This is a genomic window from Cohnella sp. SGD-V74, assembly GCF_003001675.1.
In the GTDB taxonomy this organism is placed as follows: Bacteria; Bacillota; Bacilli; order Paenibacillales; family Paenibacillaceae; genus Cohnella.
The window spans coordinates 226,991-250,759 of the sequence record NZ_PVYW01000005.1; the positions used below are offsets into that span (position 1 = coordinate 226,991).

Annotated in this window: 23 protein-coding genes; 19 read left to right on the top strand and 4 right to left on the bottom strand. The window is 57.9% G+C overall.

All coding sequences use genetic code 11. From position 1 onward, the window contains the following. Positions 1-131 precede the first annotated feature (131 nt). A complete protein-coding gene (locus B0G52_RS10190; protein WP_094043777.1) occupies positions 132-1,385 on the top strand; it encodes a DUF445 domain-containing protein in 1,254 nt (417 codons plus the stop codon). Here B0G52_RS10190 and B0G52_RS10195 read toward each other — a convergent pair. Beyond that, positions 1,345-2,247, bottom strand: a complete 903-nt coding sequence (locus B0G52_RS10195; protein ID WP_094043779.1) for an alpha/beta hydrolase — start codon at positions 2,245-2,247, stop codon at positions 1,345-1,347. The two genes, B0G52_RS10190 and B0G52_RS10195, sit on opposite strands and share 41 nt — an antisense overlap. A 175-nt stretch (positions 2,248-2,422) precedes the next feature. Here B0G52_RS10195 and B0G52_RS10200 point away from each other — a divergent pair, with 175 nt between their 5' ends. The 11 genes from B0G52_RS10200 to B0G52_RS35565 all read left to right on the top strand — a co-directional run bounded on the left by B0G52_RS10200 (position 2,423) and on the right by B0G52_RS35565 (position 12,534). Beyond that, a complete protein-coding gene (locus B0G52_RS10200; RefSeq protein ID WP_094043781.1) occupies positions 2,423-3,376 on the top strand; it encodes a helix-turn-helix transcriptional regulator in 954 nt (317 codons plus the stop codon). A 123-nt stretch (positions 3,377-3,499) separates the two neighbouring features. After that, complete coding sequence (locus tag B0G52_RS10205) at positions 3,500-4,708, top strand: MFS transporter (RefSeq protein WP_094044054.1); 1,209 nt, start codon at positions 3,500-3,502, stop codon at positions 4,706-4,708. A 65-nt stretch (positions 4,709-4,773) separates the two neighbouring features. Continuing rightward, positions 4,774-5,802 (top strand): ABC transporter ATP-binding protein, encoded by a 1,029-nt coding sequence (locus tag B0G52_RS10210; protein ID WP_094043783.1) that lies wholly within the window; start codon positions 4,774-4,776, stop codon positions 5,800-5,802. Position 5,803: 1 nt separating this feature from the next. Next, positions 5,804-6,694: a carbohydrate ABC transporter permease gene (locus B0G52_RS10215; RefSeq protein ID WP_094043785.1), complete on the top strand. Its 891-nt coding sequence runs from the start codon at positions 5,804-5,806 to the stop codon at positions 6,692-6,694. Continuing rightward, the gene (locus B0G52_RS10220) at positions 6,691-7,563 is read left to right on the top strand and encodes a carbohydrate ABC transporter permease (RefSeq protein WP_094043787.1); all 873 of its coding nucleotides are present in this window, start codon (positions 6,691-6,693) and stop codon (positions 7,561-7,563) included. The genes B0G52_RS10215 and B0G52_RS10220 overlap by 4 nt, the downstream gene beginning before the upstream one ends. 20 nt (positions 7,564-7,583) lie before the next feature. Next, positions 7,584-8,897 carry an ABC transporter substrate-binding protein gene (locus tag B0G52_RS10225; RefSeq protein ID WP_094043789.1) on the top strand — a complete coding sequence of 438 codons (1,314 nt, stop codon included), beginning with the start codon at positions 7,584-7,586 and terminating at the stop codon, positions 8,895-8,897. 13 nt (positions 8,898-8,910) lie between these two features. Next, the gene (locus B0G52_RS10230; protein ID WP_094043791.1) at positions 8,911-9,885 is read left to right on the top strand and encodes a helix-turn-helix transcriptional regulator; all 975 of its coding nucleotides are present in this window, start codon (positions 8,911-8,913) and stop codon (positions 9,883-9,885) included. Positions 9,886-10,164: 279 nt separating this feature from the next. Continuing rightward, positions 10,165-10,365 carry a hypothetical protein gene (locus B0G52_RS10235; RefSeq protein ID WP_094043793.1) on the top strand — a complete coding sequence of 67 codons (201 nt, stop codon included), beginning with the start codon at positions 10,165-10,167 and terminating at the stop codon, positions 10,363-10,365. A 94-nt stretch (positions 10,366-10,459) separates the two neighbouring features. Beyond that, the gene (locus B0G52_RS10240) at positions 10,460-10,885 is read left to right on the top strand and encodes a type II toxin-antitoxin system PemK/MazF family toxin (protein ID WP_143762549.1); all 426 of its coding nucleotides are present in this window, start codon (positions 10,460-10,462) and stop codon (positions 10,883-10,885) included. A gap of 248 nt (positions 10,886-11,133) precedes the next feature. Then, the gene (locus B0G52_RS10245; RefSeq protein WP_094043797.1) at positions 11,134-12,342 is read left to right on the top strand and encodes a hypothetical protein; all 1,209 of its coding nucleotides are present in this window, start codon (positions 11,134-11,136) and stop codon (positions 12,340-12,342) included. A gap of 21 nt (positions 12,343-12,363) precedes the next feature. After that, positions 12,364-12,534: a hypothetical protein gene (locus tag B0G52_RS35565; protein ID WP_158223655.1), complete on the top strand. Its 171-nt coding sequence runs from the start codon at positions 12,364-12,366 to the stop codon at positions 12,532-12,534. A 34-nt stretch (positions 12,535-12,568) separates the two neighbouring features. Here B0G52_RS35565 and B0G52_RS10250 read toward each other — a convergent pair whose 3' ends face one another. Beyond that, entirely contained in the window at positions 12,569-13,426 is an 858-nt protein-coding gene (locus B0G52_RS10250) for an AraC family transcriptional regulator (RefSeq protein WP_094043799.1), read from the bottom strand. A 176-nt stretch (positions 13,427-13,602) separates the two neighbouring features. On the opposite strand from B0G52_RS10250, the gene B0G52_RS10255 reads away from it, so the two are divergent. From B0G52_RS10255 to B0G52_RS10280, 6 genes are all read left to right on the top strand, one after another. After that, positions 13,603-14,433 carry an amidohydrolase family protein gene (locus tag B0G52_RS10255; RefSeq protein ID WP_094043801.1) on the top strand — a complete coding sequence of 277 codons (831 nt, stop codon included), beginning with the start codon at positions 13,603-13,605 and terminating at the stop codon, positions 14,431-14,433. Next, entirely contained in the window at positions 14,430-15,962 is a 1,533-nt protein-coding gene (locus B0G52_RS10260) for a tagaturonate reductase (protein ID WP_094043803.1), read from the top strand. Before B0G52_RS10255 ends, B0G52_RS10260 begins: the two co-directional genes overlap by 4 nt. After that, positions 15,959-17,452: a UxaA family hydrolase gene (locus B0G52_RS10265; protein ID WP_094043805.1), complete on the top strand. Its 1,494-nt coding sequence runs from the start codon at positions 15,959-15,961 to the stop codon at positions 17,450-17,452. Before B0G52_RS10260 ends, B0G52_RS10265 begins: the two co-directional genes overlap by 4 nt. After that, positions 17,452-18,396 carry an aldo/keto reductase gene (locus B0G52_RS10270; protein WP_094043807.1) on the top strand — a complete coding sequence of 315 codons (945 nt, stop codon included), beginning with the start codon at positions 17,452-17,454 and terminating at the stop codon, positions 18,394-18,396. Before B0G52_RS10265 ends, B0G52_RS10270 begins: the two co-directional genes overlap by 1 nt. A 14-nt stretch (positions 18,397-18,410) precedes the next feature. Next, on the top strand, positions 18,411-19,424 hold the full coding sequence (locus B0G52_RS10275) for a zinc-binding alcohol dehydrogenase family protein (protein WP_094043809.1): 1,014 nt from the start codon (positions 18,411-18,413) through the stop codon (positions 19,422-19,424). A gap of 174 nt (positions 19,425-19,598) precedes the next feature. After that, positions 19,599-20,756: a cation:proton antiporter gene (locus B0G52_RS10280; RefSeq protein WP_094043811.1), complete on the top strand. Its 1,158-nt coding sequence runs from the start codon at positions 19,599-19,601 to the stop codon at positions 20,754-20,756. A gap of 59 nt (positions 20,757-20,815) precedes the next feature. On the opposite strand, the gene B0G52_RS10285 is transcribed toward B0G52_RS10280, so the two are convergent. Continuing rightward, entirely contained in the window at positions 20,816-21,733 is a 918-nt protein-coding gene (locus B0G52_RS10285) for a DMT family transporter (protein ID WP_094043813.1), read from the bottom strand. A 170-nt stretch (positions 21,734-21,903) separates the two neighbouring features. Here B0G52_RS10285 and B0G52_RS10290 point away from each other — a divergent pair, with 170 nt between their 5' ends. Continuing rightward, positions 21,904-23,127, top strand: a complete 1,224-nt coding sequence (locus B0G52_RS10290) for an MFS transporter (RefSeq protein WP_094043815.1) — start codon at positions 21,904-21,906, stop codon at positions 23,125-23,127. Here the strand turns inward: B0G52_RS10290 and B0G52_RS10295 are convergent. Next, positions 23,106-23,711, bottom strand: a complete 606-nt coding sequence (locus B0G52_RS10295) for a hypothetical protein (protein WP_094043817.1) — start codon at positions 23,709-23,711, stop codon at positions 23,106-23,108. The two genes, B0G52_RS10290 and B0G52_RS10295, sit on opposite strands and share 22 nt — an antisense overlap. Between the last annotated feature and the right edge of the window lie 58 nt (positions 23,712-23,769).

Sequence of the window (23,769 nt, forward strand, 5' to 3'; positions counted from 1 at the left end):
GGTTTTCTGCTGTGTTCCGAAACAATCGCCGAGCGGCTCTTCGCCGGAACCGTTCGACAAGTTTCAGGTTGGCCGCCGCTTTCGGTTATACTAGAACATAACGCCTAATCTTTCCATACGAGGTATTCATCATGAAAACAATGAGAACGAGATATGTTGCCGCCTTGTCGCTGGTCGCGATGGGAGTCGGGTTCGTCGTGACGCTGCTTCTGCCGTACCATCCCGTCACCGAGTTGCTGAAGGGAGGCTTCGAAGCGGGATTGGTAGGAGGCTTCGCGGACTGGTTCGCCGTGACGGCGCTGTTCCGCCATCCGCTGGGCATTCCGATTCCCCATACGTCGCTGCTGCTCAAAAACCGGGACAAAATCGCCAGATCGCTCATTTCCGCGCTGGAGAACGAGCTGCTGAACAAGGAAAGCATCAAGGAGAAGCTGAAACAGTTTCAGCTGATGAGGACGGCGGGGGCGGCGCTGACCCGCCTGGCGGCGAAGAGGAGCAACCGCGTCGGCGTCCTTAAGCTGGCGCACGCCTTCGTCGCCCGGCTTCCGGTGGACACGTTCGCGCCTTACGCGCAGCGCGCGATCGCCGAGGCGGTTAAGCAGGTCGATCTTCAGCCTTTGGCAGGCAAGGCTGCGGAGGCCGTCGTCCGGGAACGAATGGACGAGCGGGCGCTTGACTACGCGCTGCGTCAAGGCGGGGCATGGGTGAGCAAGCCGGAGACGGCTTACATGCTCGGATCGATCGCCATGCAAAAAATGTCCGAGGCCAAAGTCGGCGGATTTATGGGCTTTGCGGTGCAGGCGTTCACGGGATTCATGAGCGAGGACAAGCTCGGCGGCATGATTCAACAGCTGCTGCTGTCGGGTATTCGAGATTTGCTCGTGCCGGGCAACGCAAACCGGGACAAGCTGCTGGCGGAGATCCGGCGCCAGTTGAGCTTGGCCGCGGAGAACGAGGAACTGCTGGAGCGGGGCAAAAGCTGGGTCGTGGACAAAATCGAGCATCCGGACAGCGGCCGCTTTCTGCTTGAGCGCATGGAGTCGCTGCGGCAGTCGGTTCTCTCGGCGCTGGAGCGGGAGATGGAGCGTGGCGGACGCCAGGTCGTCTCCGTTCTCCGCTACGTCGTGCGCAGACTTCAAGCCGAGCCCGAGACGATCGAAGGCGTGGAGCGCAGAGTGCTCAACTTCGTCGCGGACACGGTGGAAGCGAATCATTATCGCATCGGGCTGCTGATCAAGGACAACATCGACAAGATGAACGACAAGGAGCTTGTCAACATGCTGGAGGAGAAAATCGGCGGAGATCTCCAATGGATACGCGTCAACGGGGCTTTATGCGGCTTCCTTATCGGCCTTGTGCTGTCCGGAATTCAGCTTCTCGGTTGACCGAGAGCATCCCCATAATCTCCCCGACGATGATGTCGGGTTCGGTAAATATGACCAGGTGAGCGGATTTCGCGGCTTCGACCCAACGGGCGCGCTTTAACGAGGCGACCGTTTTTTTGTGGGCTTGGATGACGCCGAGGCGGATTTTACGATCTTGCCTGCTGACTTTCGTTCCGGAGATGAGGCTCACTTCCAGCTCTCCCAGTTCCGGTGAACGGTTGCGCAGCTCCGCCATGTCGTTCAGGAACGTATTCATCTCGGCTACTACCGTGCGCGCGGCTCTTGGGGTGAAATCTTCTGCGAGATGATCTTTGTAGACGTCGGGCGGCTGACCCTTGCCGAACTTACCTCCGAACATGCGGTACAGACCCAATCGCGCCAGAGGCGGATACAGCCAACGCGACATGGCAAACTGCTTGGCCGTGCCGGGCGTGAAATAATGCTCGAAGTTCTCGTCGCTCGGATCGACCAGCACGATGCCGCGGATTCGCGAAGGGTCGGCAGCCGCCGCCGCGCGAACGATCGGGCCTCCCCAGCTGTGTCCGACCAGAATGAATGGACCCGGACCGAGTTCGTCCAACAGCAACAGCAGATCGTCCACGATTCGCTTCAGCGTTCTCGGGCTTGCGTCGTCGTCGCTGCGTCCGGTGCCTGCGCGATCGTATACGACCGCTCTTGCGTGCTTGGCGATCAGGGGCTGCACGAGTCCCCAAGTCGAACGGGAGAACCCCAGGCCAGATTCGAAGACGACGGTCGGTTCTCCCGTACCGTTCGTCATATAGTGCAGTTTGCGACCATCCGGTAAGGTCAAGTAGTGCGACTCCCCGAAGGAATGGGGCGAGGCGGCGTTCGTAAGCGTCATGTGCTGCAGCTCCTGCTCTATAAATTTGAGAAAAATACTAGGAATTCTCAGTTAAGATTATGAACAAGTAAAGAGAAATTGGCAATAAAGGATTGAAATTTCCATAGTGGATAAAGAGAGGGGAATGAGATACACTCTATTGAGAATAATTCTCATATGATGCGGGGGAATAGCGATGAACGCCTCCTTGGATTCCATTTATCAGCTTTATTTCGACACCGCCCTGTTTTCCCGAATCGGTCCGACGACGTATGCCATCGCGCCGTCCGTGGGAGAGGGGACGATCCATCGTTTGAGCACATACAGCGGAATTGAGATCGTCTATTCCGAGTATCGGCTGCATTCGCGGCAGATGAATCGCTTCGCGACGCGCGAGCGGATGGTTGAGCTGCAATTCGCCTTGTCCGGCTGCCGTTCCGCTTGCGTATCGGGCCGGGAATTCACGCTGAAGAGGGGCCAAGGGGCGCTGCTCCTGATGCAGGACTTCGACGTCCGGTTCGACATTGGCTGCGAGGAGCCGATCCGTTCGTTTGCGCTTGGCATTCCGGTCGAATTGTTCGAGTACGCTCTTCCGGGGCCGGATCGTTCCGGCGGCAGGCATTTCGAACGGCTGACGAAGGGCTGTGCGTTCAGACAGCTTGACTTCGTGCCGGACGAGCGGGGGATGAAGCTGGCGAACCGGCTTATCGAAGAGCTGGAAGGAAGGGCTATGTCTCCCCTCCTGATGGAAGCGGCCGCCTACGAGCTGCTTAATCTGTATTTGACGCAGCTATTCGATCCCGTTCCCGTCTGCGAGGGGCTGTCGCGGGAAGATATGCGCCGGGTGCGGCGGGCGGCGGAAATTCTCCAGGCGGAGATGCGGCAGCCGCCATCGCTGCTCTCGCTGGCCAAGCGGGTCGGAATCAACGATTACAAGCTTAAGAAAGGATTCAAGGCGATATATCGTTCGACCGCGTTCGATTATTTGCGCCAAATTCGGATGGAGCACGCCATGCAGCTGCTGCGCGGCGGGCACTGCAATGTGACGGAAGCGGCGGTCGAGACGGGCTACAGCAATATGAGCGCTTTTTCCGAGCAATTCGGCAAAACGTTCGGCATCAAGCCTTCGGAGGTCAAGCGGTTCTATTAAAGACGGAGCCGGCGCTTGAATAATCCGCGCAGCGGCAAGAAAATCCGTACGGAGGCGGCGAACGTCACCTCCCCTCCTGTATCGTTTGGTTTCGAGACCAGAGAAGGAGAGGAGAAGCTCAATATGCTCAGAATCAAAGCAAGCATCTTTTTCAGCGTATTCGTGGCCATGCTCAGCTTGATGCTGATCTCGCCGATCATGCCGCCGCTTATCCGGGAGCTTGGCCTGACCGAGAGTCATTCCGGCTGGATCATTTCGCTGGGCTCCGTCTCGATGGCGATCATGGCCCCGGTCTGGGGCCGGTGGAGCGACACCAGAGGTCGGAAGCCGATCATTTTAGCGGGCTTCATCGGTATGGGGGCGAGCTGTCTGCTGTTCGCTCTGACGCTGTATTCCGGGTTAAGCGGCTGGATCGGCGGAGGGCTGCTGGTCGCGCTGCTCATCGTGACGCGCAGCATGATCGGACTGTTCATCCCGGCAGTGCTTTCTTCGGCGCAGGCTTATATAGGTGACGTCACCGAAGGACGGGAACGTACGGCCGGCATGGCCCTCATCAGCGCGGCGAACGGAATGGGACTCGTGTTCGGGCCGGCGATCGCAGGGGCGTTCACCGGCATCGGGCTGCTGTGGCCGCTTTATTTCGGCACGGCATTGTCCTTCGCGGCATTCGCCGCGGCGCTGCTGCTCATTCCCCCGGCCAAGCCGATCGTGCGGGAGAAGCCGCCCAAGGTCAATCCGTTCCGGTCCGGGCTGCGCGTTTATTTGCTGGCGGGCTTCGCGACGATGACCGCGATTATCGGCATCCAGGTGGTGGGCGGATTTTATTTTCAGGACATGCTGCATCTGAGCGGACAGGAGACGGCGCGTATGTTGTCCGTCGGGCTGATGCTGGCGGGAATCGCGATGCTGCTCGTACAGGTCGCCCAGGTGAATTGGATGAAGCTTCAGCCCAAGGCGATGATGCTGGCGGGTTCGTTGTTCATTCTGCTCGGCATGCTGGTCTTTCTCTATTCGGGGAGCACGGCTTTCTATTATTTCGCGTTCTTCCTGTTCGGAATCGGCGCGGGCCTGTCGATGCCGGGCTTTATGGCGGCGGCTTCGCTCTCCGTATCGAAGGAGCAGCAGGGCGGCGTGGCCGGCCTGGTCGCCTCCGTGCAGGGCGTGACCGCTATCGTGACGCCGATCGTCGCGACAACACTCTACCAAGCGGGCAGGAGCCTGCCGTTCTGGCTCATTATCGCGCTGACCGCAGCCGTTGCTCCGGTGCTGCTGTCCGTTAAGGGCAAAGCTTCGGCGAAGTCTGCCGCGGAGGAGCGGCTCTCTCGTTCCTAAATCTACCTCTCTATGATATGATCGATATCGTATGAAATAAATCGGCAGCTTAGAGGTGGTCGGCTTTGGAGGTCAGCTTGAACGGGCTGTCCGTCGCCTACGGAGAGAAGACGGCCGTCGCCGATTTGACGGCGACGATCGCAAGCGGCGAGCTGGTCGCTCTGCTCGGGCCAAGCGGCTGCGGGAAGAGCACGACGCTGCTGGCGGTGGCGGGGCTGCTGAACTCTTCGGCCGGCAGCGTCCGGTTCGACGGCCGGATCATGAACGAGATTCCGACTGAACAGCGGGACGTCGGCATGGTTTTTCAACAGTATTCCTTGTATCCTCACATGACGGTGTACGACAATATCGCATTTCCTTTGACGATGAAGAAATGGCCCAAATCCGATATCCGGCGACGAGTCGACGAGTTGGCCGAGCTGCTCCGTATCGGGGAGTTGCTGGCCCGCAGGCCCGATCGACTGTCTGGAGGCCAACAGCAGAGAGCGGCGATCGCTCGGGCGTTGGCCAAGCGTCCCAAGCTGCTGCTGATGGACGAACCGTTCTCCCACCTGGATTCCTCCCTGCGCCTCGAGCTGCGGGAGGAGTTTCGCTTTCTTCAGCAGCGGTTCGGCATCACGACGCTGTTCGTGACCCACGATCAGGAAGAAGCGCTGTCCCTGTCTGATCGGATCATGGTGATGGCGGACGGGAGAATGCTGCAATACGATACGCCGGAGCAGGTGTACCATCGCCCGTCGAGCCGGAGGGCCGCCGAGATCGCGGGGCATCCTCCGATGAATTTTCTCGAAGCGGAAGGGCAGCCTTGGACGCTCGGAGCGCGAGCAGAGGACTGGCTGATGGCGGACGGGGACACAGCGCTCGTTCGGGGCCGAATCGCGGTGATTGAGAAGACGGGCAAGGACACGCTGTTGAAGGTGCGGGCTCCATCCGCGTTGCTGCGCGTCTACGCTTCTGCGGAGTGGCCGGTCGCGGTCGGACAGGAGATCGGGCTTCAGATTCGTCCCGGCCGCGCGCATTGGTTCGATTCCCGAACGGGCAGCCGCCTCGAGGCCGGACCGGAACTATCCGAGCTGAGATGGACGGGGGCATAGGGTGAACGACAAGAAGAGTTGGCGCGGCACGCATCAGGCGTGGCCATATCTCATGCCCGCCATGATGATCGTGGCGGTATTCGGGTTGTATCCGGTCATTCAAGCGTTCGATCTCAGCTTGCACGTCCGCTACGACTACTACCGGAACCTCGTTTTTGAGCGCGGTTGGGACAATTTCTCCTTCGTCTTTCAAGATCCGGAATTCCGTCTGGCGCTACGAAACACGCTGCTGCTGATCGTCTCCGTCGTCCCGGCATCGATGGTCGCCTCCCTGGCCATCGCCTATTTCTTGCATACGAGACGGTTGCTGAGCCGCTGGTTGCAGCCGGCCTTTTTCCTGCCGCTCGTCGCTTCCGTTCTGGCGGCGGCTTTGGCATGGCGCTGGCTGTTCCACACGGAATACGGATTGGCGAACGCGACGTTCGCCGGGCTCGGTCTGCCTGCGGTCGGCTGGCTGACCTCGCCGGAGTGGGCGATGCCGTCTCTCGTTTTGTTCTCCGTCTGGCACAGCTTGGGCTACAACGTTCTTCTTTTTCTGGTCGGATTGCAGGCCATTCCGCCCCAGTACGATAGAGCGGCCAGAATCGACGGCGCGTCGCGGTGGCCGCGATTCAGGCGAATCACGCTGCCGATGCTCCGCCGCGTCCTTTATTACGTGTCCATCGTATCCGTCGTTCACGCATTCATGACGTTCGACGAGGTGTTCGCTCTGTTCGGCGGAGAACGGGCGGGTCCGATGGATCGGGCGCTGACGGTCGTCTACTACGTCTTTCGCAAGTTTTATTCTGAATCGGAGTACGGCATCGCGTCCGCGGCGGCGTATGCGGGATTTCTGCTTGTTTTTGCGCTTACGCTCGTCCAGCTGAAAATGAGCGACAGGCGCGGCGGATGAGAGGAACGAACGAGAATATGTGGATTAAGGGCTTTTCCAAACCAACCGGCCGCTGGGCGGGACTGCTGCTGGACATTTTCGTATGCGCGCTGGGCGCCGCCATGCTGTTTCCGTTTTTGTGGATGGCGGCGATCTCTCTTCGGCCCGGGGACCAAACGATGTCTCCGCAGTTGCTCTCATCCTTTCCCCTCGAATGGAGCAATTACCGCACCGTATGGGAGACGCTGCCGCTGCTGCGTTACTTCGAGAACAGCTTGCTGGTTATGGCGACGAGCGTATTGTTCGGGACGATTGTGACGATCTGCGCGGCGTTCGCGTTTACGCATTTTTCTTTTTACGGACGGAAAATACTGCTCGCCGCGCTGCTCGGGACGCTCATGATTCCCGAACAACTGCTGCTGATTCCGAATTACATGACCGTCGCCGGGCTGGGCTGGACGGATCGGTACGCGGCGCTCGCCGTTCCTTGGATGACGAACGCTTTCGCCGTGTTTTATCTCGTGCAGGTTTTCTCGGCCGTTCCCCGCGAGTATCGGTTCGCCGCGCGCGCAGACGGGGCGAAGCCCTCGGCTTTCTTATGGAAAGTGGTCGTGCCGCTGTGCAAGCCCTCGATCCTGACGCTCGCCCTGCTGAAATCGATCGCCAACTGGAACGCCTACCTGTGGCCTCTCATCGTGACGAACAGCAAGGAGATGCGGACGCTTCCGGTTGGGCTGCTGGCGTTCAGTACCGAGGCGGGCACGTCCTACGAGCTGCTGATGGCCATGTCGGTCATTCTCGTCGTTCCGATGGTTTTTCTTTATTTTATTGTGCAGAAACATCTTGTTCAGGCCGTCCCTTCGGCCGAAAACTTGAAAAACGAATCGTGAAAACAGCAGGAGGACTTCGAGTGAAAGCAAGATGGGCTGCGGTCTTGACGGCGCTGCTCTGCCTGGCGACGGCTTGTTCCGGCAAATCGGACGGTGCGGGAACGGAGAAAGGCGGGGCGGCGGAATTCGAATTTTGGCATGCTATGGGCGGCAGTCTGGAGCAGGCGCTGGAGCGCGTCGCCGCGGATTTTAACGAGCGATTCCCGAGGGTTCGCGTCAAGCTCGTCAACCAAGGCAACTATACTTCCCTTCATGACAAATTGGTCGCCGCAGCGAAAGCGGGACAATCTCCGGTGTTGGCCCAGACGTATTCCGACTGGAATGATGAATTCATTCGGGCGGGACTGATCCGCAAGCTGACTCCCTATCTGTCGGATCCCGAGATCGGATGGGAGAACGATGGGTTGACGGACATTTTCCCCGTATTCCTGGAAGAGAACGAGCGGGACGGAGACTACTATAGCCTGCCTTTCAACAAGAGCGTCCAAGTGTTGTTCTACAACAAGACGCTGCTTGACCGGTACGGAGTCGGCGTGCCGACGACTTGGGAGGAATGGAAGGAGGCTTCAGCCAAGCTGACGATGGCGAAGCCGGAAGGCAAAGGAACGATCGTCGGAACCGGTTTCGAGAACGCCGTGTATCGCGAGGCTTACTATTACGCCTTGCAGGCGGGAGGACGTTTCTTCGACCCAGAGAGCGGGAGAAGCACGTTCAACACGCCGGAAACGAGAGACGGAATCTCCTTCGTTCAGGGAATGCTCCGGGATGGAATCGCGAGATTGGCCGGAGAGGACCAATACATGTCCGTTCCTTTCGGCCGGGGTGACGTGGCGATGTACGTCGGATCTTCGGCCGGAATCGCCTTCGTCAGAGAGGCGGTCGGCGGCAAATTCGAGTGGTCGACGGCCGTCGTTCCGAAGGGCAATCGACAGGTCGCGTTCATTCAGGGCACGAACGTGTCGATGTTCGATACGGGAACGGAGGAGCAGAGGCAAGGGGCTTGGCAGTTCATGACCTATTTGCTCGAAGCGGAGAATAGCGCTTACTGGGCGGAGCAGACGGGATATTTGCCGATTCGGGCCAGCGCGCTCGCGTCTGATCGTTATCGGGATTACGCCAAGTCGCATCCGGAAGTCGAAGCGGCGTCGCTGCAACTGCAGGCGGATGCGCGGCTGTCGACCGTGCCGCTGGCCGACGTGATGGACCCCGTGCTGATCAAGGAGATGGAGGCCATGCTGCTCGGCTTCAAATCGGTCGAAGCCGGGCTGGCGGACGCCGATAAAGCGATTAACGCCAAGCTGGCCGCCTTGGCTGCGCAGGAAAATAAACGATAGGCGGAGAGATCGGATGGACGCTCTAAATTCGTTAAGTCGCGTCGTGCAAATCATGCTTCGGCTGCTGGACGGGGAAGAATTGTCGGTTCAAGAGCTGGTATCGACGTACGGCAAACATGCGGAAACGATTAAAAAGGATATTGCCACGATCCGAGGCGAACTGCTTCACAAGCCGGTGGAGATTCGGTACAGCCGGAGCGAGCGGAGCTACAGACTGGTCGGACTCGGCGAGGGCAGCGCGGACAATAAGTTCGCCAGCGCGCTTGTTCTGCTGATGACGATGTATGGCTGCCGCGGACTGAGCGAGGAAGAGGTCAAGCAGGCGGAGGGTTTCATCGTCGTCGGCTTCTCGCCCCAGGTGCAGCAACGATTAAAGAAATTCGCGGGCAGCTTTCGTTATCATTACAAGCCGATTTTGAAGAAGCCGATTTTCGGATTGGTCGAGACGATTTTCGAATGCATCGTCCGCCAGCAAACGCTTCGCATCCGGTACGTCAACATTTTGAAGGAGACGCAGAGCTTTGACGTGCACCCGTTTACGTTGATTTTTAACGAAGGGTATTATTACATGATTGCGGAGCCGAAGGACGCCCGGCGGGTGGAAGGCAACATTTTCCGGATCGATCAGATCGAACGTTACGAGGCGTTAAGTGAGCCGTTCACCGTCGTCCAGAGCGGCAGCGATTTCTTCAAGCCGGGAGAATTCGCCAACAACAGCTTCTACATGCATTACGGAGAAACGCTGACCGTCATTCGGCTTAGGATGAGACCGTACATCGAATCCTACTTTTTGGCGAAGTTTCCGGTCCATGAATGGATAGCGGGCGACGAGGAGTGGCTGACGTACGAATGCACCGTCGCTCACGCCGAGAGCGCCTTGTTCTGGATCTTCTCCGAGCGCCAGTGGGTGGAGGTGCTGTCTCCGCTCTGGCTCAGGGACAAGGTGAGGGACACGCTGACGGAGATGATCGAGATGTACCGGGATTGAGGCGTACTTTGTTTCTTTCATGTAGTATTTCTCGGTCCTCGAGGTATACTCTGAGGATATACAATTGGAATTATATATGGCATAATATGAACATACGTAATATTAAATTGATACTAGGAAATCCATTTCAAAAATTGCTTTTCTGATATATGATCTATCATTTCAGATCGTGCATGTATTCATTCAATTGATGGGATAGGTAATAATTTTTTTTCATGGGGAATACTGTTAGCTAATTCCCCCCATATTTTATTTACCTCGCCTAAAAGGAGTGGTTTTATGGGCAAAGTATTAAGAATGACTGGTGTAATGCATCGCACAGTTGCAAATGCTCATAAAAAAACTTCACTTTTAAGTGAAGCTTTAAATGAACTAAAAGATGAAACCGGAATTGACTTTTATAAAGTCATTACCGGCGATGAAAAAGAGAATAAACGACTCAAATTCAAGCACTATCAAGAGAAACTTCTAGAAGGCTAATAAATAATTATATGGGGAGAAGATTTTTCTTGAGCAGACCTGCACCCTCTGATTGGAATGATGATAGGGAGTTTGTCCGGGGACAAGTTTTTTTGTGGATTTTCGAAATGAAACCCCAATGACGGGAAGACCATCAAGACTTATTAGAGGGCCGCATAGAGCTGTCGTTTTATTTGAAAGTACTCATCCCCGTAATACTGTTGTGGTTGTTCCCATTTCATCACTATATGATGAAAGTGGAGAAAGAAAGGAAACGATTTCTTCAGATGTTGAACTAAAATCTGCTGAATATCCAGATGCTTTTATAACTGAAGACAGTTTTATTATGACAAATCAAATTACTTCCGTTACTAGAAGTAGATTGGAAAGAAAAGTTGGCGAAATAAAGCCAAAAGACATGATTAAACTTGATATCCAACTGATTTCTACTCTTAGACTCAATGAAACAATTCAAGGCATGATCGAAATGGAAGTCAGCAGGAGACTTGAAAATATAGGTATAGTTCAGGAAGAAGCTTAATAGAAATTTATAAAGTCACTTCATCTCAGAAGTGACTTTTTGATATTTAAAGGGAAAGGTGGGGGGAAAGATACTTGGAACCAGGGGGTCTATTCCAAATGTTCATTCTAAGGGGTGTACTTCAGGCTGCCACTCTATCTATAGAGTGGTTTTTTCTTTTTAAAACAGTGTATTGCACTGCGCTCCGTTGTTAAAATCATAACGTTTATTCGATAGTAATCGACACGAAAGGGGAAAAGGAAACTAACATGTTCAGGCGGCTAGGCAGCATCGTATTAGCGGCGGCGATCATCCTATCGACCGCGGCGTGCGGACAAGACTCGAATTCGAACGGCAGCAATGCCGATCCTGACGAGGAATCGTACCAATACTACATGGACAATGGGCAGGAGCGTTACGACAACAGCTTTTTTGACGATGCCTACTTTTTCTTCGATCTGGCATTGAGCTACAAACCGAACGACAAGGAGGCGGAGCGGTGGCGCGATCGGGCCGCTTCTATGAAAGATTCGGCTTCCAACAAAAACAAAGCGGCAGAGGCCCAAAGCTTGGATACGCCCTCCGCATCGCCGTCGGCGGAAGTGTCCGACTTCCCCGCTGTTGAAGAACAAGCGATATTGGCGGCATTCGGGGAGAAGATGAACGATAATCTCCTGGATACCGACAGCGAATTCCGGGTTCAACAATGGACGCCGTACGGCGATACGGTTCCCTCCGGCTATTTCTCCAAATCCGGTCCTCATTCCGTCGATGTGCATGTCGGAGGGGGAGAGGTAGATTTCATCTCCGTTACAGAGTTGAACGATGCTGCCGTAACGAGCGAATTTGTCGGAATCGCGATGGCGGTCATTGCCGCCGCAGCTCCTTCGCTGAACCCGAAATACGTGTTCGACGAAATTATAGGCCGCTGGGAAGCGGCTGAGAAAGTCAACAATGTGTATGCCGCTCAGTTTACCGTGGAAGGGTGGACGGTTGCGCTAAGCATGATCGACTATAGGGAGATGAAGGTCGGGCCCGATATGAAAAACTTCTCCTACATCTTCGCTTTCGGACGGGGGACGGAGAATATGGAGGAGGTGTCCGGGAAGGGGAGTTCGGCCGGGGACGGAAACGGCGGCGCTGCTGCGAGCGGGGCCGAGAATCCGATCGCGCTGCGCATCGATTACCCCGTCAGCGACGTTGAAGGCGTGGCCGGGCGCTCCGATGCGGCTTCGATAACCGAGCTTAGAATCTATAACGACGTGGAATTCGATGCTACGGGAATTGCCCGGCTAGAGAATATCGAGAGGTTGTATTTCAAGGATATCAACGTCGTCAGTCATATCCCGGAACTGTTCAAGCTGAAGCGTCTGGCCGAGATCGCCGTCGGCAATGCCGACACGGACGTTTTCGTCGAGTATTTCATGCGTCAGGAAGGCGCTTATGGCGGAAGGTTTGTCTACGACGCCGATGAATAATATCGAAGAGGAGAGATTTCAATGGCAACATGCCCAAGCTGCAACCAGAATCCGAACAACGAAAATCCGTTAATGGTGAACGAGTGCACCGATTGCGGCAAGAAGTGGTGCTTCCACTGCGACGGATACGGAACGAACAAGTGCCCGAGGTGCGGGCACGGCGCATCGACTCCCGTCTTTATTCAAGATTAAAGCTCGTATGGGACGATGAGAAAGACGAATTGGACTAGCCCCGCCGATAGCTCGCCGGAGTCGTGCCGGTCAATTTCTTGAACACGCGATGAAAATGGGGCAGGCTCTCGAAGCCGCAGCGTTCGGCGATCAGGCTGACGTTGTCGTCGCTGCCGAGCAACTGCTCTTTGGCGAGTACGATGCGTTTGGCGTTGACGTAGTCGGTGACGTTCATCCCGGTAATCTGCTTGAACACCCGCGAGAAGTGCGCGCCGGTGACGGAAGCGTGCTTCGCCAGCGCGGCGAGGCTGAGATCGGCGCCGGGATGCGCCGCGATATAATGAAGGACGTCTTTCATCCACTGCGGGCCGATGCCGGATTCGTCCGCGTCGTCGGCCGTCGCGCTGTTCACGTGGCGGTTGATCAGCAGCAGCCATTGCTGGAGCAGCAAGCCGACGGCATGGCGGTAGCCGATCGCTTTATTTTCCAACTCCTCGCGCATACGCTCGAGCGCATCTTCCGTAGCTGCTCGAAGCGGCTCGTCGAGCTCCAGCCGGTAGCGCTTGCGCTTGCGGGCGAGGTCGAAGCAGCGCAGGCTGCTGTACGGCTCGCCGATGCCGTCGGCGGAGACGAAGCCCGGGGCGAAGAACACGGCCGTCGACGTTACCGGTTCCTGCGGGTCCTGGAATGAGCGGTGGATCGAATTGCCCGGCACGAGCAGCAGGTCGCCCGCTTTGATGTCGTACAGCTTCTGGTCGATGAAGAACGTCGCCTTGCCCGAGTACACATAGAAAAACTCATACTGATCGTGCAGATGGTCCGGCAGCTCCCGCTCCGGGCTTTTTTGGTCTCTATAGACGAATTCGAACGGGAACAACGGCTCGCTCGAGAACGGTTTGCGGTAGATTTTCATCGGATGCGTCTCCCTCGGATGCAGCATACTTATAAAATATCAAAATAGAGTATAATTTCGCAAGGATTAAGCCTTTTTACAACGATTGCAGCTGATAAAATAAAAGCAATAGGACGACGCCAAGCAGTCCCGGAATCGGGGGACCGCTTTTGCGCGCAAGGGAGAGACGGCACGAGATGAGAATCGACGCGCATCAGCATTTTTGGAAAATAGATCGGGGCGATTACGGCTGGATTACGCCGGAGCTGCCCGCGTTATATCGCGACTTTCTTCCCGAGCATCTGAAGCCCTCGCTCGACAAGCACCGCTTAGACGGCACGATTGCCGTTCAGGCGGCGCCTACGTTGGCGGAGACGGATTATTTGCTGAGTCTTGCCGATGCGGACGATTCGATCGTTGGCGTGGTCGGATGGCTCGACTTGCACGATCCGAATCATCGGGACCATTACCGGACAAGGGCGTCCCATCCGAAATTCGTCGGCTTCCGGATCATGATCCAGGAAATGCCGGACGCTTCGCGCATCCTGGAGCCGGCTTTCGTGGAAGCGCTCCGCTCGTACGCCGACGAGGACGTTCCGGTCGATTTGCTTCTTCGCTCGGATCAGTTGGAACCGCTGACACGCCTATTGGAGCTCGTGCCGAATTTGCGCGGAGTGGTGGACCATCTCGCCAAGCCCGCTATCGCCGCCGGCAGTCTGGAGCCATGGCTTTCTCAGATGAGAGAGATCGCTGGACATCCCGGCATCACCTGCAAGCTGTCGGGCATGATGACGGAAGCCGATCACGCGGCATGGAAGTACGATCAGTTCCAGCCGTACGTTCGCCATGCGAGCGAGCTGTTCGGTTCCGACCGCGTCCTCTTCGGAAGCGATTGGCCGGTCTGCCTGCTGGCGGCGAGCTACGATCAAGTCGTCGAAGCGATCGAGCGCAATCTGCCCGAAGGCTGGGGAGAAGCGGAACGTGCTCGTCTATACGGACTTAATGCGAAGGAGTTCTATAAACTATGAACAAGCTGAATCGACAACAATTGCAAATTGCGGGAGCGGCTTCAGGCCAAAGCCCGTATAAGCATGACGCGGACGCCGCAAACGACCCGAACCAGAACGACGCGCCGGTAACGGTGCTGCAGATCGGGGAAGGCAACTTTCTGCGCGGATTTTTCGACTGGATGGTGCACGAGAGCCGCAAGCAGGGGCTGTTTCGCGGCGGAGTGGCGGTAACGCAGCCTAGGCCGTCCGGCAAGCCGAAGATCGATGCCCTGAACGGGCAGGATCGGCTGTATACGCTAGTTATTCGGGGCCTCGACAACGGGGAGCCGGTGGAGCGCAGAGAGATCGTCTCCGTATTCGCGGAAGCGTTCGATCCGTACGGGGAGTGGGAGAGAATGATCGGGCTTGCGGTCAGCCCGGACCTGAGGTTCGTTGTCTCGAATACGACGGAAGCCGGCATCGTCTATCGTCCGGAGGCGCTGACGGAAGGCGAGCCGATCGTTTCCTTCCCGGGCAAAATCGCCTATCTGCTGTACCGCAGATATTTGGCGTTCGACGGGGCCGCCGATCGCGGTCTGCTGTTCCTTCCGTGCGAGCTGCTGGAGCGCAACGGCGACGCGCTGCAAGAGAGCGTACTGAAATACGCGGCGGATTGGGGACTTCCGGAAGCGTTCCGGGAATGGGTGACGACGGCCAATCGTTTCCTCAATTCGCTCGTGGACCGAATCGTCGCCGGCTATCCGGATCAGGAGCAGGCCGAGGCGTGGTTCACCGAATGGGGCTACCGAGACGATCTGTTATGCGTGGCGGAGCCATACCATCTATGGGCGATCGAGGGAGAACCGGAGCTTGACGAGCTGCTGCCCTTCGCAAGCGCTGGCCTGAACGTCGTCTGGACGGACAGTCTGGAGCCTTATCGGGAGCGCAAGGTGCGCATCCTGAACGGAGCGCACACGTTGATGACGCCGCTCGGCATTTTAAGCGGGGTTGAGCATGTGCGCGAACTGATGGAGCACGAGACGCTCGGAGCGTTCGTCAAGTCGACCGTACGCGATGAGATCATACCATCGCTGCCTTATCCGCAGGAAGAAATGGAGGCGTATGCGAACGAGGTGTTCGACCGGTATTTGAACCCGTTCGTCCGCCATCGGCTGTACGATATCGCGATGAACAGCGTCAGCAAGTTCAAGGTTCGGCTGCTTCCTTCGCTAGAGCATTACGCGCGGAAGGGCGAGCGGATACCGGACGGCTTGGCGAAGGGATTGGCGGCTCTGCTTCGTTACTATCGAGTCAAAAAAGAAGGAACGGAATATAGAGGAACGGCGTTCGACGGACGATCTTATGCGGTTCGCGACGATGCGGAGGCGCTGGAGACGCTTGCCGCCGCATGGGGCGAAGCCGAGCGGACCGGAGAATCGCCGGAGGAGACGGCGCGGAGGTTGTTGGCCAGCGAGAAGCTGTGGGGCCAGGATCTGTCGCAATGGCCGGGACTGGCGGCGCAGGTGGCGCAAGCCTGGGCAGAATGGACGGAGGAGGAACGAACATGAGAGAATGGCTTCGCGTCTCGGAGCGGGACCAGGTGGTAATCGCTTTGAGAGCTTTTACGGCGGGAGAGACGATCGTTCTGGAAGACGGAACGCAGCTTGCGTTAACCGAAGACGTGCCCGCAGGGCACAAAATATTGACGAGACCGGTCGCGGAAGGGGACGACGTGCTCAAGTTCGGCTATTCCATCGGCAAGGCGAAAGCCGCCTTGCAGCCGGGAGTCTGGATTCATACGCACAATTTGCGGACGGGGTTGAAAGGGCTGCTCGACTACCGGTACGAGCCCGTCCAGCAGACGGCAAGCGCCAAGACGCCGCGGAGGCAGACGTTCCAAGGCTATGTCCGGCCCAGCGGCGAAGTCGGCATCCGCAACGAGATTTGGGTCATCAACACGGTCGGCTGCATTAACAAGACGTGCGAGATCATCGCCAATCGGGCGAACGCGATGTATCGCGGCCGCATAGACGGCGTCTATCATTTCTCGCATCCGTTCGGCTGCTCGCAGCTTGGCGACGATCTGCGGTTTACGCAGAAGCTGCTGGCGTCGCTCGCCAATCATCCGAACGCCGCCGGCGTGCTCGTCATCGGGCTCGGCTGCGAGAACAATCAGATCGAGCAGTTCAAGGAAGCGATCGGAGAGGCGGACTCGCGCAGAATCAAGTTCATGAAGTCCCAGGAAGCCGAGGACGAATTGGAGGAAGGGCTGGCGCTCGTCGAACAGCTGGTCGAGTACGCGGAGACGTTCGAACGGGAGACGGTGCCGGTATCGAAGCTGAAGATCGGCCTGAAGTGCGGCGGCTCGGACGGCTTCTCGGGTCTCACGGCCAACCCGCTCGTCGGCTCGCTGTCGGATCGGTTGATCGGACTCGGAGGCACGGCGATCTTGACCGAGGTGCCGGAAATGTTCGGCGCGGAGACGATTCTGATGAACCGCGCCGCCGACGAAGCGGTATTCGGGCAAATCGTGTCGCTTATCAACGATTTCAAACAGTATTTTATCCGTCATAATCAGGAAATCTACGAGAACCCTTCTCCGGGCAACAAGGCCGGCGGCATTACGACGCTGGAGGAGAAGTCGCTCGGCTGCACGCAGAAGGGCGGACATTCCACCGTGACCGACGTCGTGCCTTACGGAGAACGGGTGCGCGGCACGGGCCTGAATCTGCTGGAAGCGCCCGGCAACGATCTCGTGTCCGTCACCGCGCTGACCGCGGGAGGCGCGCACATCGTGTTCTTCACGACTGGCAGGGGAACGCCGTTCGGCGGCCCGGCGCCTACCGTGAAGCTGTCGACGAACAGCGAGCTGGCCCGGCGCAAGAAAAACTGGATCGACTTCGACGCGGGCCGCCTGCTGCAGGACAAGAGCATGGACGAGTTGACCGACGAGCTGTGGGATCGGATGCTGGACATCGCTTCCGGCGAAGCGCGTACCCACAACGAAGAGAACGGCTTCCGCGAGATCGCGATTTTCAAAGACGGGGTGATCCTTTAATGAAGAAGCGCAAGCTGGGCAGAACGGGATTGGATGTGTCGGTGCTGAGCTTCGGGGCTTCCTCGCTCGGCTCCGTGTTCCGCGAGACGGACGACGCCGAAGCGATTCGCGCGGTGCACGCCGCGCTCGACAGCGGCATCAATTATATCGACGTATCGCCGTATTATGGGCTGACGAAAGCCGAGACGGTGCTCGGCCAAGCGCTCAAGGACGTCCCGCGCGACCGTTATCTTCTATCGACCAAGGCGGGCAGATACGGTGCGGACCAGTTCGACTTCAGCGGACGCCGCATTCGGGAGAGTCTTGAAGAGAGCTTCGGCAGGCTGCATACCGACTACGCGGACATTTTGTTTCTGCACGATATCGAATTCGTTCCTGCGGACATCATTCTCGAGGAAGCCGTGCCGACGCTGCGGGAGCTGAAGCGGGAGGGCAAAATCCGCAACTATGGCATATGCGGCCTTCCGCTCCCGTTGTTCGAGAAGCTGCTGCCGCAGATCGACGCGGACGCGATCATTTCTTATTGCCACTATTCGCTTAACGATACGTCGTTGCTCGGCCTGCTGCCGCTGCTGGAGAGCAAGGACGTCGGATTGGTGAACGCCTCTCCGCTGTCGATGGGATTGCTCAGCCTGCGGGGAACGCCGGATTGGCACCCCGCGAGTCAAGAGTTGAAAGCCGTGTGCCGCAAAGCCGCAGAGCATTGCGCAAGCCAAGGGGAGAACATCGCCAAGCTCGCCGTGCAGTTCTCGACGGCCAACGAGCGCGTTCCGACGACGCTCGTCAGCACGGCCAGCCCGGACAATATCCGCGACAACGCGAAATGGGCGGAAGAGCCGATGGACGCGGCGCTGCTGAAGGAAGTTCTGGACATTCTGGAGCCGGTGCGCGACTGGACGTGGACAAGCGGCAGGCCGGAATACAACGAAGGCATTAAAGTATAAGGGGAGCGGAGACTATGCTGGGAATTGTGTGCGCGGAAGTCGGCCGCTTCGAGCGAATCGAGCTTCCGGAACCCGTGCTCGGGGAAGGCGAAGCGATCGTCAGCGTCAAAAGGGTCGGCATCTGCGGTACGGATTTGCATGCGTTCATGGGCAACCAGCCCTTCTTCACCTATCCGCGGGTGCTCGGGCACGAGCTTTCGGGAATCGTCGAGCAAGTCGGAGACAATGAAGCGGGCTTGGCCGTCGGAGACCGGGTCGGCGTCATCCCGTATATGCACTGCGGGCAATGCGTCGCCTGCCGCCGAGGCAAAACGAATTGCTGCGTCTCCATGAAGGTGCTCGGCGTCCATATCGACGGTGGCATGAGGGAGCGCATCGCCGTTCCGGTATCCCATCTGGTTCGCGCGAACGATCTGACGCTCGACCAAGCCGCCGTGCTGGAGCCGCTCAGCATCGGAGCGCACGCGGTTAGAAGAACCGGATTGCGGGCAGGGGAGACGGCCCTTGTCATCGGAGGCGGTCCGATCGGCCTCGGCGTCATGGCGTTTGCCCGGCATGCCGGAGCGAAGGTGATCGCGATGGACGTGAACGAAGACCGGCTGACGTTCTGCCGGTCGTGGGCGCGAGTCGATGCGACGGTAAACGCGCTCGGCGACGCGCCGGCCGAACTGGCGAAGCTGACCGGCGGCGATCTGCCGACGGTCGTGTTCGATGCGACGGGCAACGCGAAGTCGATGGCCGCCGCGTTCGAATTGACCGCGCACGGAGGCACGCTCGTCTACGTCGGTCTCGTCAAGACGGACATCGCCTTCCACGATCCGCTCTTCCACAGCCGCGAGCTGACGCTGATGGGCAGCCGCAACGCGACGAGAGAAGATTTCGAACTCGTGTATTCGGCGGTGAAGAGCGGCGGCGTCGATATCGAGCGGTACGTGACGCACCGGGCGGCGTTCGGGGACATGATCGACTCGTTCGGAAGCTGGCTTAACCCGGCATCCGGGGTCATCAAGGCGATGGTGGAGCTGTAAACGACCTGCGTCGGACGCTTCTACAATCGGCTCGGTATTGAGTAATGGGCGGATACCGGGTATAATATTCGTTATTCGTCAACAAAATAAAGCGTTGCCTGGAGGAGTCTGTCATCGGCAGGCTTCTTTTTGTCTTTTTTGGCGGTACGGTAACGAGACATCGGAGGGAATGGCGTGCAATTTATTTTCGAACTTATGTTGATCATTCTGTTTACGAAGCTTGCGGGGGATCTGTCCGTACGGCTGGGACAGCCGGCCGTTCTGGGCAAGCTGATCGCCGGAATCGCGCTCGGACCGGCCGTGCTCGGTTGGGTCGCCCAAGGCGGCTTCATCGAAGATGCGGCGGAAATCGGCGTGCTGCTGCTTATGTTCATCGCCGGGCTCGAGACCGATCTGGACCAGATGAAGCGCAACTGGCAGTCGGCTTTCGCGGTGGCTGTCGCCGGCATTATTCTTCCTTTTGCCGGAGGGTACGGCACGGGCATCGCGTTCGGATTAAGCGACAGTTTCTCGCTGTTCCTGGGGGTGGTGCTGTCGGCGACGTCGGTCAGCATCTCGGTGCAGGTGCTCAAGGATATGAACAAGCTGAACTCGCGCGAAGGGACGACGATTCTCGGTGCGGCCGTGCTCGACGACGTGCTCGTCGTTATTTTGCTGGCGGTCATGATGAGCGCGCTCGGCACCGGAGCGGACGTCTCGATCGGCGCGCTGATCGGGAAGAAGGCGCTGTTTTTCGCCGTGACGATCGTCGCAGGCTGGTTCGTCGTTCCGAAGGTCATGAAATGGCTGGCGCCGCTGAGGGTAACGGAGGCGGTCGTCAGCGCCGCCCTGGTCATCTGCTTGGCATTCGCCTATTTCGCAGAGTCGCTCCAGATGGCCGGCATTATCGGAGCCTTCGCCGCGGGAATCGCCATCGCGCAGACCGGGTTCAAGCAGACGGTTGAGGAGAAAATCGAGCCGATCGCCTACTCGCTGTTCGTTCCGGTCTTTTTCGTCAGCATCGGCCTGAACGTTTCTTTTGTCGGATTGAGCGAGCAATGGCTGTTCATGATCGCGATCACGGTCGTCGCCTGCGTGACGAAGCTGGTCGGCGGATGGCTCGGCGCCCGTGCGACGGGGTTCAACGGCCGTTCCTCGCTCGCGATCGGGGCGGGCATGATCTCCCGGGGAGAAGTCGCGCTGATCATCGCCGCAGCGGGACTGCAGGGCGGGCTGCTCATGCCGGATTATTTTACTTCGATCGTCATCGCGGTCATCGTCACCACGCTCGTCACTCCGCCGCTCCTGAAGCTGTTCGTGAAGGACGAGCCGTCGCGGCAAATCAACCTATAGCGGAAACAAAAAACAAAAGGAGCCTTTCCGGATTCGGAGAGGCTCCTTTTGCCGCGAATTCAGGCCGCTTCGACTTTCTCGGCGGAGACGGACGAACCGGACGATTCCGTACGCATGTAGAGCAGCAAGCCGGCGATGATGAACGCGCCTCCGATCAGCTGGGAGGTTGTCAGCATTTCGCCGAACAGCATCAGCCCCAGCAAGCTGGCGCCCACGGGTTCGGCCAGCACGGACATGGAGATCGTCGTCGGGCTGACGTACTGCAGCAGCCAGTTAAAGATCATATGTCCAAGCACCGTAGGGACGATGGCGAGCAGGACGAAAATGAGCCATTCCCGCGGCACGTAGTCCACGACATTAATTCCGAGCGCGGCATTATAGATCGCGAAGCAGACGAAAGCGATGGCGAACACGATCAGACTGTACAAATAAGACGACACGCGCCGGAGGATGACTTTGGCCAGCAGCATGTTCACGACGACGGCCAGCATGCCAAGGAAGCTCAGCATATCTCCCTTAAACGCTTCTCCCGAGATGCGGAAGTCCCCTGAACCGACGACGAAGGCGCCGGCAAGGGCGAGAGTGAGCCCAAGCAGCGGGAGCTTGCCGATCCTGTCGCGGAAGACGAAATAAGCGCCGATCATGACGAAGACGGGCTCCAGCGTCAGAATGATCGTGGAGCTGGCGATGGACGTGTAGGTGAGCGAAGCCATCCAGAGCAGGAAGTGCAGCGCCAGGAAAAATCCGGCCAGCCCGAGCAAGCCCCAGTCTTTGCGGGAGATCGAGGCTGTCGCCCGCAGCTGCCGCATGCCGAAAGGCAGCATCAGCAGCACCGTGAACAGCATGCGGTACATGCCCTGCACGGACACCGGCGCATCCGAATACCGGACGAGAATCGGCGCGAAGGAGATGGCTATCATCCCCACGACGAGCGGAATGAGAGTAGGAATAGGCGATGATGGCGGTTTGTGATTCATAGTTGACGTGATCCCTTCCTCGTTCATGCAATCTTATCATTGTAAGGCCGAATCGACGAAAGATCAATCGCCATCTATCTCTCTATATTTTTATAGACATTTAAATAATTTGTTTGTATATTAATAAACGTAATTAAATTTTGTCCATGATAAAAGAAAGGGAAATCATCATGTGGAACAATCGTCACGTCCGCGTCATTTTATCGTCAAGAATCTTGCTGAATATGGGCGTGTGGATCCGAAACTTCGCCGTTTTGCTGTACGTAAGCGAAATGACCGACAACGATTCCTATTACGTCTCGTTAATCTCCGTAGCCGAATTTGCGCCGATCTTTATTTTCTCCATCATCGGGGGAACGTTCGCGGACCGTTGGAAGCCGCGCCGCACGATGATAGGGAGCGATCTGCTGACTTCGGCATCCGTATTCGCCGTGCTGTTGGCGTTAGTGTACGGGAGTTGGCACGCGCTGTTTTTCGCCGCGTTCGTCTCTTCGGTGCTGTCGCAATTTTCGCAGCCGTCGGCGATGAAGCTGTTCAAACGGCACGTCCCCGAAGACCGGCTGCAAGGCGTCATGGCGCTTCACCAGTCGATCTCGTCGCTGTTTATGATCATCGGTCCGATGGCCGGCGCTTTCGTCTACGCCAAGTTCGGGATCGAGACTTCTTTGGCCGCGATGGGGGTATTGATTCTCGGCTCGGGACTTCTCCTGCTGAGACTTCCCAAGGATGACGAAGAACCCGGCCAGACCCGGGCTCAATCGCGATTTTGGCTTGAGCTGAAGGCCGGCTTGCGTTACGTCGTCGCGAACCGGACGCTCCGCTCGCTCGGCGGCACGTTCATGGCGGCCGGGCTTGCCGCCGGTCTGATTCAACCGCTGCTGCTGTTCGTCGCCATAGAGAACTTGGGGCGGGATCGCGATTTCGTCCAGTGGCTGCTTGCGACTAACGGAGCCGCGACGCTGGTTGGCGGCGCGTTCGTCATGACCGCCGCCAAGAAAGTCAAGCCGCAGCGGCTGCTCGCTTTCGGATTGCTCGTCAGCGCGGCCGGAACGGTCGGGATAGGCTGGGCTCACAGCTTGGCTGCCGTTCTGCTGCTGCAGATCGCCACGGGGCTGTGTTACCCGCTGATTATGATCGGGATTCAAACGATGATCATGCGAAATACGGAGGGAGCTTACATCGGAAGAGTGGGAGGAGTCATGACTCCTCTGTTCATGGGGATGATGGTTGTCGGCATGTCGCTGGCCGGCGGGCTGAAAATGACGCTGTCGCTTCAGATCGTCTACTCGATCTCCGGAATTCTGTTTCTGACGGGAGCGGCCGCGCTCTTTCCGCTGCTCGGCGGAAGAAAGAGTCGTGCGGTCGAGGAGGGCTACAGCCCGAACAGTCGGTAGACGAGGAAGGTGACGGCCGCGGCCATGGAGGCTCCCGCCAGCGCCTGCCATGGCGTGTGGGCGCCGACGCGCCATCTCGCCCAGCCGACAAGGACGATGAGCGGGGCGCACCAATAGAAGATCGGAGAGACGAGCAGCGCGAGCGTCAGCACCGTGCCGGTAATGCCGATCAGATGCAGGCTGATCTTCCACCGGGCGAGCTGCGTGACGAGCAGCGCGGCGGCAACGGCGCAGACCATGCCGGCGAACGTGGCCAACAGCTCGATCGGCGCTTCCAGCAGGAGCAGGAAGGCGAACACGCAGACCATGCACGCGATCGTATACAGGAATGGGACGAGGCGCTGTTCGCGGCGGCTGATGTCGTGATCGCTCCAGCGCCCGCGCGCGACGCCGCGGCGAATGAACGCGAACGGAGCGCCGGCCGCTCCGAGGCTTACGACGATGCCGCACAGCACGCCTTCGTAGACGTGCGGCGCGAAGCGGATCGAGACGATCATAAATAACGGAACGATAAGCACGAAAGGGTGGAGCAGGAAAGATACGAGGTATGCGAGCCGATAAGCGGCAGATTGGTCGGAGGTCATCCGTTCAGCCTCTTTTCCACAGAGTTCCATCGATTATAGCACACGGCCCGGCTGTCCC